Source organism: Acinetobacter sp. AOR43_HL, assembly GCF_027854635.1.
Classification (GTDB): Bacteria; Pseudomonadota; Gammaproteobacteria; order Pseudomonadales; family Moraxellaceae; genus Acinetobacter; species Acinetobacter pittii.
Genome location: NZ_JAKTHX010000015.1, coordinates 1 through 14536, shown reverse-complemented (window position 1 = coordinate 14536; position 14536 = coordinate 1). Strand labels below are relative to the sequence as shown.

Sequence of the window (14536 nt, the reverse complement as noted above, 5' to 3'; positions counted from 1 at the left end):
GTACCGGGTTTGTCGGAGAGTCAATATTCTGAGAGACTATCCCGATGACAAAATTAAAATATACCCCTGAAATCAGAGAAAGAGCGGTTCAATTATTGATTGAATCTGAAAAAGATTATCCATCGAATTGGGCTGCGATCACCGCTATTGCTCCCAAGATAGGTTGTACTCCTGAAACACTACGTGTTTGGTATCAAAAATATTTAGATAAACTAAATCCAGTTAAAGTACAGCAGCTTTCAGATCAAGAACGTATTAAACAACTCGAACGTGAAAATAAAGAACTGCAACGCGCCAATGAGATTCTACGTAAAGCAGCCGCTTTTTTCGCCCAGGCGGAGCTCGACCGCCCACACAAATAATGGTGGATTTTATCCATAATAATAAAGAGCTGTACGGAGTCGAGGCGATTTGTAGAATTTTACCGATCGCACCCTCAACCTATTACCGGACTCTAGATCTCTGCGAAAATCCAGAACATCGAGCAAAGCGAGATTTACATGACTTGCATCATGCTGAGGAGATTAAACGAATTTGGAAGGAAAGTTCAGGTCGGTATGGTGTACGTAAAGTCTGGCAAAAACTGAAACGTGAAGGCTATATTATTGCACGCTGTACTGTTGCTCGATTAATGAAAAAGCTAGGTATACAAGGTGTTTGGCGAGGTAAGAACAAACAAACCACCCGTAGCCGAGATGACCAAAAACGAGCAGATGATTTAGTGAAACGTAATTTTACTGCTGATCATCCTGACCAACTGTGGGTCAGTGACTTTACGTATATTCAAACTCATTCAGGCTGGGTCTATACCGCCTTTATTATTGATGTGTTCTCACGAGCAATTGTTGGCTGGAAAGTATCTACACGAATGAATACAGATATGGTGCTCGATGCATTAGAGCAAGCATTGCATGATCGAGGCATGCCAAAGAATGTGATTCATCATTCCGACAGAGGTGTGCAATATCTTTCCATTCGTTATACCCATCGTTTAGAAGCAGCAAATTTACGAGCATCAGTCGGTACGACTGGTGATTCATACGATAATGCTTTGGCTGAAACGGTGAATGGCTTATACAAAACAGAGGTGATTGAATATCTAAAAGCAGATTGGCAAGGTTTAGCAGATGTACAACTTGCGACACTAAACTGGGTAGATTGGTTCAATAAAAAGCGTGTACACAGTGCACTGGGTTATGTATCGCCTTTTGAGTTTGAAGCAATGTACTATGATAAGATTAACCCGTTAGGTCAGGTGGCCTAACTTAAATAAAAAAGTCTCCGACAAACCCGGTACGTTTCAATCAGCCTTCTATCCCCTGTCATATTGCTCACGGCTGCAGTGATCGCAGTCCCCCTTAATCAAGCGCCTAGGATTAAACTCGGTATTGGGATATTTAATTGCAGGATTAATTATTGGTCCATTTGGACTGGCATTTTTCTACGATTCTGCGTCTATTCTGCATATCGCTGAGCTTGGTATTGTGATGTATCTGTTTGTGATTGGACTAGAAATGCGTCCATCGTATTTATGGAGTTTAAGAAAAGAAATTTTTGGATTAGGTACATTACAAATTAGTGCCTGTTCATTGGGGCTAACGGCTGTAGGCTTGGTCTATGGCTATTCTTGGCAAGTGAGTTTTGTGTGTGCTGCAGGCTTTGTACTCACCTCGACTGCAATTGTAATGCAACTTTTGGGAGATCGTGGAGACATTGCTCAACCACGCGGACAAAAAATTGTCTCGATTCTGCTGTTTGAAGACTTGTTGATTGTCCCTTTATTGGCAATTGTGGCACTGTTGCAAATAGCTGCTGATGGTAAGCTAAATACTCTTTTAGCTAAAGGATCAGCAGATGAATGCTTTCCATGGTCGTCATTTTCAGGGCGAAATCATTCTTTGGGCCGTCCGTTGGTACTGTAAATATGGCATCAGCTATCGTGAACTTCAGGAAATGCTCGCTGAACGGGGAGTAAATGTCGATTACACCACGATTTATCGTTGGGTTCAGCGTTATGCTCCTGAAATGGAAAAACGTTTACGTTGGTATTGGCGTAATCCTAAAGATCGACATTTATGGCATCTGGATGAAACTTACGTAAAAGTGAATGGCAAATGGGCATATCTATACCGAGCAGTTGACCAACGTGGCCATACTCTTGATTTCTATCTTTCTGCTAGACGAAATACCCATTCAGCTTATTGTTTTCTTGGTAAGATTTTGAATCATGTCAAAAAATGGCAGATTCCACGAGTCATAAACACTGATAAGCCTCATACCTATGGCCGTGCTTTGTCGCGACTAAAACACGAAGGAAAGTGTCCTGAAGATCTGGAGCATCGACAGATTAAATACAAGAATAACGTGATTGAATGTGATCATGGCAAGCTTAAACGGATCATCAAGGCTACGTTGGGATTCAAGTCTATGAAAACGGCTTATGCCACAATTAAAGGTATTGAGGTTATGCGTGCTCTACGCAAAGCACAAGCTTCATTATTTTATAACGGTAATATTCTAGGAGAAGTTTGGCTAGTAAATAAAGTTTTCGGTCTCTAAGCTTTTTTGAAGGGAAAATCATCGACTCAGATCCCTATTTGCAACAGTGCCGAACCGAGCGAGTATCTACGAGCGATCAACTGGCATTAAAATTTTGCCCCTACCTTTTCTCTGATTACAAGCTCTCTTATGGTGTTCTTTTTGGCAATATTCCTGTATGTACCAAGCAAAGATGAACTAGACGAACATAGAGTTGATATGACTATACTTAAAAATATCCGCTACAAATCAAAGAGTGTAATGGAAAAATATTAATCAGAATTATGACTAAAAAGCTGTGTACTTATTTGAACCGAATAACATTAAAGAAAAAACCTATGACTGGTGCCTAATCGACCCTAAAAAATATCAGGTGAGTGGTACTTTACTTATTTTTTATCATTACTAATGAGATCACCGCCTCGCAAAATAACTCGACTTTGAAACAAGGCTTAATCATACTTCAAAGTATCGAGTTAAAATGCTAATATTCATTAAGTTATTTCTAAGTGGAGGCAGAAAAATGAAGATCAAAATAATCTGTCTCATCACAATGATAATTGTATTAGCCTTAGCCGTTAAGATAGAAAATGACAAGGAAAAACAAAGGATTCATGAATCAATTATAAGTGATTAAACCATTTAAGCGCGTTAACTTCATATCTGATCCATTTCTTGACTAATGATAATTGTAAAAAATATGAAATGAAAAAGACCTTAGAGGGCAAACGAGAGCGTTTTAAGGCATTAAAAAACCCACAGAAGTGGGCCAAATCATTATTTCATGCTGAAACAATAGTTTTTACTAACCTCTGAGGGAATGGAACAACTAGTTAGCATATTTATTATAAATGCAATATGAATCAAAATGTTTAAAAGATGTATCTAAAAGGCTTCTTTATCATTTTTTTGTTTAAAAAATATTTGCCGAGCGAAGCAATAGCATAAAAAAAGCCCACTCAAGGAAAGTGAGGTGGGCTTATAAACTAAAGATCTTTGAAAGCCAACAAGAAACCACAGCTAGTTTCTGTTCACTATTTTGTGTACTAATCAAATAATATTCACTGGCAAAATACGCCAAATACTAAAATATTGTTAAATAAATCAAATTTTTAGAGCTGAAATCTACGATATTTATTTACAGAGTATAACGATTAAAGTAATAACTCTTTCTAAAAATAAGGAGGTTTGGAAAAATCTTATAGTTACCTTGATAATATCCACTCTCATTAGCTTCCTTATTTTATGCACTATAAATTTTTTATTTGGACATGGCATATATATTCCGTGGAGTGACCATAGCCATTGGACAGAGATATTAAGTATAGAAATAATACTCATGAGTTTAGTAATAGGGGGAGTTAGTACCTCTATGATTATGTTAGGGACATTTATTTCTAAAAATAATAGATAGCACAGAATTAACAATCTATAAGTTATAGAAATTACTAGATGTTTCTTTAATTCTGTTCTTTTCTATTCATTCGACACATAAGGTCACTAATTACGTAAACCCTATATAAGTTTATTTTTTAAACACTCGGATGTCTTATTTCATACATTAATTTACAGCGATTTCTTGGTGCATAAGGCTCTAATAAAAGTGTTTTTTATTTTTGGCAGCCTTGATACGAGTCTGTTTAATGTTGAACTAGAAAGAGGAAATCCGCATGCGTGCTCTTACCTATCATGGTGCTCGGGATGTACGAGTTGAATCCGTTCCAGATCCAGTGATTCAGGAACCAGATGACGTCATTTTAAGGGTGACAGCGACTGCCATCTGTGGCTCAGATCTGCACCTATACCGGGGTAAAATTCCGGCCACTAAAGATGGCGATATTTTCGGCCATGAATTTATGGGAATTGTAGAAGAAGTCGGCCCTGAAGTCACAGAAGTCAAAAAAGGCGACCGGGTAATTATTCCTTTCGTGATTGCATGTGGTCACTGTTTTTTCTGTGAACATGAACTAATGGCTGCCTGTGAAAATACCAATACCGGCCGTGGTGCAATTCTCAATAAAAAACAGATTCCACCAGGGGCAGCTTTATTTGGCTTTAGCCATCTGTATGGTGGTATACCGGGTGGTCAGGCTGAATATGTACGGATTCCCAAGGGCAATATCGGACCATTTAAAGTGCCAGGTTCCCTGCCTGATGAAAAAGTATTATTCCTGACTGATATTCTGCCAACCGCCTGGCAAGCAGTGAACAATGCCCAAGTTGGTCGAGGTTCCAGTGTGGCGATTTATGGTGCTGGCCCAGTCGGTCTGCTGGCTGCTGCCTGTGCGCGGATGCTCGGTGCCGAGCAGATTTTTATGGTCGATCACCATCCTTATCGTCTGAGTTTCGCACATCAAACCTATGGGGTGATTCCGGTCAATTTTGATGAAGTCGATGCCGCTGAATTTATCATTCAAAATACCACGGGTTATCGTGGAGTCGATGCCGTCATTGATGCGGTCGGTTTTGAAGCCAAAGGCAGCATGCTGGAAACTGTAATGACTAACCTGAAATTAGAAGGTTCGAGTGGTTCAGCGTTAAGACAATGTATTGCAGCGGTCCGCCGCGGCGGTGTGGTGAGTGTACCTGGAGTTTATGCCGGTCCAATTCACGGCTTCCTGTTTGGTGATGCCTTTGACAAAGGTTTAACCTTTAAAATGGGACAAACTCATGTGCATAATTACTTGCCGCAGTTGCTAGAACATATCGAAAATGGAGATCTGTCTCCAGATCTGATTATTACCCATCGCATGAAACTGGAAGATGCTGCGGAAGGTTACCGTATTTTTGATAAAAAAGAAGAAGACTGTCGTAAAGTAATTCTGACGCCATAAATATGATTAAAGGAAAGCGCCATCAGGCGCTTTTTTATTTTTTATCATCATTTTATCAATCCTCTTTTTCTTGTTTTTAAGGGCTTTGTTGCACAAAGATTTGAAATGCAAAGCGCCCCTAATTGAGCCAAATTTAAGGCGTAACTTGGGTAAATGGTCGACCTGATTCCGTAAATCTGTTGAGCACTGCTACACGTGCATGAATCTCATTGACTTGGCTATCAAAACTCCTTGCACTGAGTTTATCTCCTAATAATTTGATGCAATGCATCTTAGTTTCAACCAACTTCGCCAATGATAGCCTGACCATTTTTTCCATAGTATCCTGCCTAAACGTTTAACTGTTCGAAGTAATTCATTTCGTTCTAGCGAGCTACTCTTTGTATCTTTCCATGGTTTCGCATTTTTTCTAGGTGGAATCACCGCATGCGCTTGCCGATCTGCAATTGCAATGACCTGACGGCATTGCTTGGTGTCATAAGCTCCATCGGTATAAACAGAGTCAATCCGCTCATCTTGTGGAATCTGATTAAGTAAATCACCAAGCACCTGTGAATCACTGACATTATTGGTTGTAAGCTGAAATGCTCGTATTTGCAGGGTTTTGGCATCTATACCAATATGTAGTTTACGCCATTGGCGACGATATTCAGGTCCATGTTTCTTGCGCTTCCATTCACCCTCACCTAGAAACTCCATGCCTGTAGAGCCCATGAGTAGATGCAGCCCATCTCTACTTTTTTGGTAGCTGATTACAATATCAATATGCTTTTGTCTTCTACAAAGCGTAGTGTAATCTGGAGCTATCCAATTTAATCCGCAAAGTTTAATCAGACTTTGCACAAAGCCAGTAACCATACGTAAAGACAGACGAAATAAGGATTTAATCATTAAGCAGCATTGGATGGCTGCGTCGGAGTAGGTTTGATTTCGCCCTTGTTTGCCTTTTGATGGCGCATACCATTGCGTAGCAGGATCAAACCAAATGGCAATATTTCCGCGACTCATGAGTGCTCGGTTATATGCGGGCCAATTGGTTGTGCGGTAGATTTTAGGTGCGGGCTTATTCATTTGAAAATTATATTGTGGAATAAGCCTTTAGAAATAGGTTTGTGCAACAAAGCCCTTAGTTGAAAAAAATTTTAGATTTCATGCTCACACACCACCTAAAAAAAATATCTGATTGATTTTACAGGCTTTTAATTTAAGGTTTTATTCTACCCACTCGCAATATCAATGTTTAGTATCACGACTCACTAACTCATTAACTAAATATGGAGCAGTACGGCTATCTTGATTTTCTGTTATTTGTTTTGGTGTTCCTGCCACAACAATATTCCCACCAGCATTTCCAGCACCTGGTCCCACATCAATCACCCAATCTGCTTGTGCAACGGCACGCATATCATGCTCAATCATAACCACGGTATTACCCGCATCGACTAATCGCTGCAATTGAACTAACAATCGATCTACATCTGATGGATGCAAACCTGTAGTTGGCTCATCAAGTATATACAGTGTATTTCCACGCTGATTGCGTTGCAGCTCGGTCGCCAATTTAATACGTTGCGCTTCTCCACCAGATAGTTCAGTCGCTGGTTGCCCTAAACGTAAATAACCAAGGCCAATTTCCTTTAATAATTGTAGTGAACGAGCAATCGAGACCTCTCCATCAAAAAAATCACGTGCTTCATTGACGGTCATTCCTAATATTTCAGCAATATTACGTCCATTCCAGCGAATTTTCAGAGTGTCATCATTATATCGAGCACCATGACATGTCGTACAAGGGGCATATACACTTGGCATAAACAATAATTCTACACTGACAAAGCCTTCACCTTCACAAGTTTCACATCGCCCTTTAGCCACATTAAACGAAAAACGTCCAGCATCATAATGAGCTTGGCGAGCTTCAGGAGTCCCAGCAAATAACTTTCTAACATGATCAAATAAACCCGTATAAGTTGCCAGATTAGAACGTGGAGTACGGCCAATTGGTTTTTGATCAACCTGTACCAGACGCTGTATAGCCTCCACATCACCAGCCAGAGAACCCTGTGTAACCTCGGTAACCAACATTCCTTCATTTAAAGGATTATTTTCATTATTGTTTTCAGTTTCAGATTCATTGCCTAAATATGAAAGTACTAACTCGGGTAAAGCTTGAGAAACGAGACTAGATTTACCTGAACCTGAAATACCTGTAACTGCTGTAAGTACACCAAGAGGTATACGAGCATCAATATTATGCAGGTTATGTCGGTAAATATTGTTAAGTTCAAGCCAACCAGAGGGTGTACGTCCATAACTTTGAGTAACTGGGATTTTATTAAATAAATAACTTGCAGTACGTGAAGCTGAAATCTCACTTAAACCCTGAGGTACTCCACTATATAAAATATTACCACCTTGCTCTCCTGCATCTGGTCCAACATCCACTAACCATTGAGCACGACGCATGAGCTCTAAATCATGCTCTACAACAAATACGGAGTTTCCAGCGTCTCTTAATTTATCGAGAGAATCATATAATGACTGACTATCTGAAGGATGTAATCCAGCAGACGGTTCATCCAGTACATAAACTACACCAAATAGCATAGAACTTAATTGTGTTGCTAAACGCAAACGTTGTAACTCTCCCGCTGAAAGAGTCGGTGTGGCTCTATCTAATGTTAGATAACTAAGACCTAACTGGCGTAATTGATTTAAACGCCCCACCACACCATTTGCTAAACGCTGCGCAGCAATTTTCTTTTCATCTGAAAGTGCTGACGTACGTCTTACATCTGGAGATACAGAATGCACTGCTCTACCTGTTGTTGCTCGTTCAGATCTATCAAGTTGGGTTACTTTATTATTAGTCTTTTCTCCAGCATCATGAGCGTCGAAATTGCCTAGAACAATGGGCTCAAGCAGGCAAGTTAACTTATCCAAAGAAAGTTGCATAAACTCACCAATATCTACTCCAGCAAAGGTAATAGATAAGGCTTCTGGTTTAAGGCGTTTACCATGACAGGAAGGGCATATTTTTCCTTCCATAAAACGTGAAACACGTTTTTTCATCAACGTACTTTGGGTATTAGCAAAAGTATGAAGGACATAGCGACGAGCACCAGTGAAAGTGCCCATATAGCTGGGTTCTAGTTTACGTTTAAGTGCAGATTGAGTCTCAGCGGGGCTTAAACCAGCATAGACAGGAACTGTTGGGGTTTCTTCAGTAAATAAAATCCAGTCTCTATCCGATTGCGGTAAATCTTTCCATGGTCGATCAACATCATACCCTAGGGTTACTAGGATATCGCGTAAGTTTTGCCCGTGCCAAGCAGGTGGCCATGATGCGATAGCTCTCTCACGAATACTGAGTGTTGGGTCAGGAACCATTGTCGATTCTGTAACTTCATAAATGTGACCTAAACCATGACAGGTAGGACAAGCACCTTGAGGAGTGTTCGGTGAAAAGTCCTCGGCATATAACATTGGCTGATCGGCAGGATATGCACCAGCACGCGAATAAATCATTCGCACGAGACTTGATAAAGTTGTTACACTTCCAACAGAAGAACGGGTATTACTTGCACCACGTTGTTGTTGCAATGCTACTGCTGGTGGTAGACCATCAATAGCATCAACATCTGGTACTCCGGCCTGATCTATTAAGCGTCTTGCATAAGGTGCAACAGATTCGAAATATCTTCTTTGTGCTTCAGCAAAAATAGTTCCAAAAGCAAGTGATGATTTTCCTGAACCCGATACACCTGAGAAAACAACAAGTGCATTTCTTGGGATAGAAACATCTACATCCTTAAGGTTATGCTCACGTGCACCTCGAACTTCAATACAATTATTAGATAAAGTAATGTTATTGTGTTCACCAAAAGAATGTATTTTCATGTTTCTACGAGCCTGTAAATTATTTTGTGTTAGTCCCATTTTTTATAAATGATCTTTTAATCGATCATCGAACTGAATCGTAAACCAATTCATTGCTAAACGCCAATTTTGAATTGGCATGGTCCATTTTTTAGCAGCATTTGAAGTTGCTAAATAAATGACCTTTTTCACTGAATCATCAGAAGAGAAGATCTTTCTCTTTTTAGTTGAATGGCGGATCACGCTATTCGATGATTCAATTGCATTTGTTGTATAAATCGCATGACGTATTTCAGCAGGATAGCTAAAGATCGTTCGGATATTTTCCCAATTTGCCCGCCAGGATTCTCCAATTTTTGGATACTGGTGATTCCATTGATCGCACAAGATATCTAGGGACTTTAAAGCATTTTCCTCTGTACTTGCCTGATAGATCGCCTTCAATCCTGCTGTTACAGCTTTGTAGTCCTTCCAGCTCACAAATCTCAGGCTATTGCGTACAACATGTACGATACACAGCTGGATATCAGTATGAGGGTAGACAGAGGCTATCGCATCAGGAAAGCCTCTTAGTCCTGAGAAGCGCTGCTTCGCAAGGCAGGCTACAAGAATATCTTGCACTCCTCGATTTTTAAGCTCTGTCATGATTGACAGCCAGAATTTGGAACCTTCTGTTTGAGCAAGCCACCTGCCAAGAAGTTCTTTTTGGCCATCCAGGTTAATGCCTAATGCTAAATAAACTGATTTATTGATTACTGTTGAATGCTGACGAACCTTAACAACAATGCAATCTAAATAGACAACAGGATAAAGACTATCGAGTGTTCTATTTTGCCATTCTGTCACTTGTTCAATGACAGCATCCGTCACCTTACTAATAAGGGAGGCAGATACATCGGCATCGTACATTTCTTTAAAAAAGCAACAATTTCTCTATTTGTCATTCCTTTCGCATATAGCGAAAGAATTTGATCATCCATGCTAGTAATGCATGTTTGATGCTTCTTGATAATCTGTGGTTCAAAAGAGCCGTCACGATCACGAGGGATATCTAAAGCAAGCTGCCCATCTTGTGTTAGAACTGTTTTGGAGCTAAAACCATTACGTGCATTAGATCCTTTCTTAGGTTGATGCTTTTCATAGCCGCAATAGGAGTGGGAATTTTACTCATTCCTTTTACAGTTATATCAATCATATGTTTGAAAAAAACGAAAAAAACTGCCTTAAATGATGGACTGCTATGGGCTAGTTTATTCCTTATATTTCATCTTGCTTTTATTATTGCTCCAGCTGGTATTCTGCTAGCAGCTTACTTTGATAAAGGGATGAATTTCGTTCTTATTGTAATTGGTTCACTTTTTTTAGTTATAAACTCATATTATTTATATGAAAAATTCATCAAGAAGACATTTATAGTTACAATAAATAGTGAACTTTATTCTCAACTTCAGAAAATATCTCAAGATGAGAATAAAAGCATTAAAGATATTATAAATAATAAAATCAAAGATATTAGTTGATATTTTTTATTTCTCTACTCTTATAAGGTAAGGTGTCAAACTAGAACCACACGCCCTAGATGTAATTTTAACTATTCTTCCTTTTTGCACTAAAGTCGATAATAACCATTTATGTGCTTGTGGAATTTCGCTCAAATCAACAGAATAGAATTCCTCACCCCATTTAGGATCATTCACAGTAAATCCTGAAATTTCTTTTTCCCAAGAATATTTTACATTCGTTACTTTTAATTTATTAGTAAGTATTGGAGTACACATAGACCAATCCGTAACAGAATTATCTTTATAAAACTCAATTGATCTTAATTTTAACTGATCTTTTGACGTAAATAAGTGGACACCTCCATAGTCATAAAATGAAATATCAGATGCTTTAGCAAAGCTAAATTGTGAGCAAAAAATCACTGCGAAAATTAAATAATATTTCATAAAATTCATTATCTTAAATATTTTATTATCATTCTAATCTAAAGCTTATAAAAATAAACCTAGTTTCATCCTACTTAACATAAAATCTCTTATGCGAAATCCAGATTCAAGACACAAAAAAGCCCAACATCCTGTTAGGCTTTTTTATATTGGGGTGCTGCTTGTTTTACTGATCTCTTGCTGCCCCTTTCTTGCACTATTCTCTTATTTTTGTTTTCTAGAAACATCTAATATCTTATGTGTTTATCATAGGGCTAATGCCTTGGATTACCAATCCGCAAAAACCTTAAATCCATGTAAGTTTTAACTTACAACGTTGGTCTATTTTATCCCAAGAGTTGTCCGCAGAAATTGGGGATAATTTCAGAAACGGAAGCCTTAAGAAATCGGGAAAAGTTGCGATTTTGATTATTTTTTAACCAAATTTATTGGCAAGAAGTATCAAAATTGCTTAAAAAGAAACCTATTTGTTTCCAAGTCGGTTTTTTATTGTTTTCCAGGGGTATGAAAAATTTTTAACTATATGAAAAACAAGGATATTTTAAAAAGCATTTCGTATAAGCTCTATTATGTTAATTTTAGATAAACTAAATAAATTAGCTGAAGAAATGTCTTCAACTGTTTATATAAATTAACTTATCTTCCCCAATCATATACTCCTCCCCCAGAAGTGATCCATATTCCATCACCAAGATATGCCGCACCTCCATTCCCATCAGAGCAAGCCTCATATAAATCTGAGATACCGTACTCTCCTAAATTTTTTCTTAAACGAGCATCTTTTTTGAGAGCATCCGTTCTCTTATCTGTTTCACCTTGCGGAATAAAAGTAAGCGTCCGCTGAACACACCTTATGAATTCATCCTATAAGCCTTAATTTAGTCCCCACTTAAAAACAAGTGGGGACTAAAATTTATGACTACAAATCACCAGACATCCATCGCATCTCTTGCGAAAAAACGAAGAACATACAGTGCTGAATTTAAACAGCAGATCGTTCAGGCTTGTAAAGCACCGGACGTTTCAATTGCTTCGGTCGCTTTGCAACATGGATTGAATACAAATCTTGTATCCAAATGGATTCGCTTAATTGATGGTAAGCCAGGGAATGATCGCTCACCACTACCGAATAAACCTGCATTTATTGCCTTATCTTGCTCTGCACCATTAGATCCTACTCCTACTGACATGTTAACGGTTCAAATTACTTTACCCCACTCAAAAGCAGAAATTGGCTTGAAATGGCAAGTATCAGAAATATCTGCTTTAGCAGAATTACTCAAGGCACTTGCAACATGATCCGCATTGATGAAATCTGGCTTTCTACCCAACCTCTGGATATGCGAGCAGGGATGGATACTATCATGGCTCAGGTGGTGAGAGCCTTTGGCTACATTAAACCGCATTGTGCTTACCTGTTCTGTAATAAACGTGGCCATCGCATGAAAGTGCTGGTACATGATGGACTGGGCATCTGGCTGTGTGCCCGGCGGCTGGAACAGGGAAAATTCCACTGGGCGCAGGTTCACCAGGGTGAAAGCATGGCGATCAGTCCGGAACAGTTACAGGCACTGATCCAGGGTTTACCTTGGCAGCGCATTGGACGACAGCAGGTGGTGACGATGCTCTAAACTGGTCCATTCTGCTATTCTCCAAACGTTCTATTTCCTCTGCGTCATGACCTCAGGCATACTGCGGTCATGAATACGCTGCCAGACTTAAGCCAACTGACCCATGAACAACTGCTGGAATTTACCAGACAGTTGGCAATGCAGCATCAGTCTCTGGCACAATCAAATCAAGAATTAGAAAAATCAAACCAGCAATTGGATGCCAAAGTTCAACATCTTTCCATTCTCACGCAAAAATACGAGCATGAGCTCGCACTATTTAAACAGCACAAATTTGGCAGTAAAAACGAACATCTCACCGCAAAACAAATCCATCTGTGGGACGAAGCGGTTGAAGAGGATATCGCAGCAGTTGATTTGGAACTGGAGCGGCTGAATGCAGATAAAACCGATGCAGCGACAGAGAAAGCCACAGTCAACAAACCTAAACGTCGACTGCTGCCGGATCATTTACACACCATCCGTATTGAGCATGAACCTGCATCAACCCAATGCAGTTGTGGCTGCCAGTTACGTCGTATCGGCGAAGATATCAGTGAAAAACTGCATTTCAGACCGGCACAGTTCTATAAGGAACAGCATGTGCGTGGCAAATGGGTCTGTGATCAGTGTGACACCCTGACTCAGCAAGCGATGCCCGCCTATGTGATTGATAAAGGCATTGCTTCACCTGAACTGCTCAGCCATGTGCTGGTATCGAAGTATGCCGATCATTTGCCGCTGTACCGTCAGCGCCTGATCTATCAGCGGGCGGGCATTGATCTGTCCAGATCTACTTTATCTGACTGGATTGGTCGCTGCGGTGTGGAACTGGAACCTCTGGCCAATGCCTTAAAACAGGTGGTGCTGCAACAGCGGGTGATCCATGCCGATGAAACGCCGGTCACCATCATGCGGATGGGTGATGATGAGAAAAAACCGAAGAAAGGTTATGTCTGGGCCTATGCCACTACACAGTACAATCCAGTTCAAGCGGTGATCTATGACTTTCAGGATAGCCGTTCAGGTCAGCATGCAGAAGAGTTCCTGAATGGCTGGCAGGGCCATCTGGTCTGTGATGATTACAGTGGTTATAAAGCACGCTTTAAATCAGGCGATGTCATTGAGGTGGGCTGCATGGCGCATGCACGTCGTAAATTCCATGAGCTACATGTGACTGGGAAAAGTCAGATCGCTGAACAGGCATTACTGATGATTCAGAAACTGTATGCGATAGAAGCCGAACTCAGGAAAAAGACCGATAGTACAGCAGAACACCGCCGCGAATACCGACAACAGCACAGCCAACCGGTGATGCAACAACTGTATGAATGGCTCAACCAACATTATCTGACGGTGCCATCGAGTTCTCCAACCGCCAAGGCCATCAATTACAGTCTGAAGCGTTGGCCAGCCTTAAGCCGCTATCTGGATGATGGCAATCTACCCATTGACAATAACTGGGCAGAGAACTCAATGCGCCCCTGGGCCTTGGGACGAAAGAACTGGCTATTTGCAGGTTCGCTGCGCAGTGGCCAACGAGCAGCCAATATCATGACTTTAATCCAGTCAGCAAAGCTGAATGGGCTGGATCCGTATGCCTATTTAAGTGATGTGCTGAAAAGGCTGCCGACGCATAAAGCGACCCAAATAGAAGAATTACTGCCACATCGCTGGAAATCCAACTCAAATTAAAAAATAGGCATGGGGTTCAGCGGACGCTTAC

The 14536-nt window shown here is 40.2% G+C and carries 9 protein-coding genes, 3 pseudogenes and 1 other annotated feature; of the genes and pseudogenes, 8 read left to right on the top strand and 4 right to left on the bottom strand.

Annotated elements, in window-relative coordinates:
* The first annotated feature begins 44 nt into the window (after nt 1-44).
* The 4 genes and pseudogenes from MKL33_RS06445 to MKL33_RS06430 all read left to right on the top strand — a co-directional run bounded on the left by MKL33_RS06445 (nt 45) and on the right by MKL33_RS06430 (nt 5372).
* A protein-coding gene (locus MKL33_RS06445) for an IS3 family transposase (protein WP_103270969.1) occupies nt 45-1264 on the top strand; the annotation gives its coding sequence in 2 pieces (ribosomal slippage) (nt 45-321 and nt 321-1264; 1221 coding nt in all).
* Nucleotides 320-436, top strand: a sequence feature (AL1L pseudoknot). It overlaps the preceding gene by 117 nt.
* 39 nt (nt 1265-1303) lie before the next feature.
* Nucleotides 1304-1802 (top strand): annotated as a pseudogene (locus MKL33_RS06440) (cation:proton antiporter domain-containing protein); the annotation flags it as partial.
* A gap of 52 nt (nt 1803-1854) precedes the next feature.
* Complete coding sequence (locus MKL33_RS06435) at nt 1855-2559, top strand: IS6 family transposase (RefSeq protein WP_025464939.1); 705 nt, start codon at nt 1855-1857, stop codon at nt 2557-2559.
* 1649 nt (nt 2560-4208) lie between these two features.
* Nucleotides 4209-5372: a zinc-dependent alcohol dehydrogenase gene (locus tag MKL33_RS06430; protein ID WP_270906686.1), complete on the top strand. Its 1164-nt coding sequence runs from the start codon at nt 4209-4211 to the stop codon at nt 5370-5372.
* Between the two features lie 133 nt (nt 5373-5505).
* Here MKL33_RS06430 and MKL33_RS06425 read toward each other — a convergent pair.
* The 3 genes and pseudogenes from MKL33_RS06425 to MKL33_RS06415 form a co-directional block, all read right to left on the bottom strand.
* Nucleotides 5506-6443, bottom strand: a pseudogene (locus MKL33_RS06425) (IS5 family transposase).
* Between the two features lie 162 nt (nt 6444-6605).
* Entirely contained in the window at nt 6606-9272 is a 2667-nt protein-coding gene (locus tag MKL33_RS06420; RefSeq protein WP_002055446.1) for an excinuclease ABC subunit UvrA, read from the bottom strand.
* A 42-nt stretch (nt 9273-9314) separates the two neighbouring features.
* Nucleotides 9315-10402: pseudogene (locus MKL33_RS06415) on the bottom strand (IS256 family transposase); the annotation flags it as partial.
* Here MKL33_RS06415 and MKL33_RS06410 point away from each other — a divergent pair.
* Nucleotides 10382-10771: a hypothetical protein gene (locus tag MKL33_RS06410; RefSeq protein WP_270906685.1), complete on the top strand. Its 390-nt coding sequence runs from the start codon at nt 10382-10384 to the stop codon at nt 10769-10771. The pseudogene MKL33_RS06415 and the gene MKL33_RS06410 sit on opposite strands and share 21 nt — an antisense overlap.
* Nucleotides 10772-10777: 6 nt before the next feature.
* Here MKL33_RS06410 and MKL33_RS06405 read toward each other — a convergent pair whose 3' ends face one another.
* The gene (locus MKL33_RS06405; protein WP_009504779.1) at nt 10778-11200 is read right to left on the bottom strand and encodes a hypothetical protein; all 423 of its coding nucleotides are present in this window, start codon (nt 11198-11200) and stop codon (nt 10778-10780) included.
* A gap of 915 nt (nt 11201-12115) precedes the next feature.
* Between MKL33_RS06405 and tnpA the strand changes: the two genes are divergently transcribed.
* The 3 genes from tnpA to tnpC all read left to right on the top strand — a co-directional run bounded on the left by tnpA (nt 12116) and on the right by tnpC (nt 14505).
* On the top strand, nt 12116-12499 hold the full coding sequence (tnpA, locus tag MKL33_RS06400; RefSeq protein ID WP_004762545.1) for an IS66-like element accessory protein TnpA: 384 nt from the start codon (nt 12116-12118) through the stop codon (nt 12497-12499).
* Nucleotides 12496-12831 carry an IS66 family insertion sequence element accessory protein TnpB gene (tnpB, locus tag MKL33_RS06395; RefSeq protein WP_004691519.1) on the top strand — a complete coding sequence of 112 codons (336 nt, stop codon included), beginning with the start codon at nt 12496-12498 and terminating at the stop codon, nt 12829-12831. The genes tnpA and tnpB overlap by 4 nt, the downstream gene beginning before the upstream one ends.
* Before the next feature lie 69 nt (nt 12832-12900).
* On the top strand, nt 12901-14505 hold the full coding sequence (tnpC, locus tag MKL33_RS06390) for an IS66 family transposase (RefSeq protein ID WP_130120076.1): 1605 nt from the start codon (nt 12901-12903) through the stop codon (nt 14503-14505).
* The last annotated feature ends 31 nt before the right edge of the window (nt 14506-14536 follow it).

What these genes read in the sequence shown, in the direction of transcription:
- MKL33_RS06435 (WP_025464939.1), top strand. Translation starts at nt 1,855, where the DNA reads ATGAATGCTTTCCATGGTCGTCATTTTCAGGGCGAAATCATTCTTTGG.
- MKL33_RS06430 (WP_270906686.1), top strand. Translation starts at nt 4,209, where the DNA reads ATGCGTGCTCTTACCTATCATGGTGCTCGGGATGTACGAGTTGAATCC.
- MKL33_RS06420 (WP_002055446.1), bottom strand. Translation starts at nt 9,272, where the DNA reads ATGAAAATACATTCTTTTGGTGAACACAATAACATTACTTTATCTAAT.
- MKL33_RS06410 (WP_270906685.1), top strand. Translation starts at nt 10,382, where the DNA reads ATGCTTTTCATAGCCGCAATAGGAGTGGGAATTTTACTCATTCCTTTT.
- MKL33_RS06405 (WP_009504779.1), bottom strand. Translation starts at nt 11,200, where the DNA reads ATGAAATATTATTTAATTTTCGCAGTGATTTTTTGCTCACAATTTAGC.
- tnpA (WP_004762545.1), top strand. Translation starts at nt 12,116, where the DNA reads ATGACTACAAATCACCAGACATCCATCGCATCTCTTGCGAAAAAACGA.
- tnpB (WP_004691519.1), top strand. Translation starts at nt 12,496, where the DNA reads ATGATCCGCATTGATGAAATCTGGCTTTCTACCCAACCTCTGGATATG.
- tnpC (WP_130120076.1), top strand. Translation starts at nt 12,901, where the DNA reads ATGAATACGCTGCCAGACTTAAGCCAACTGACCCATGAACAACTGCTG.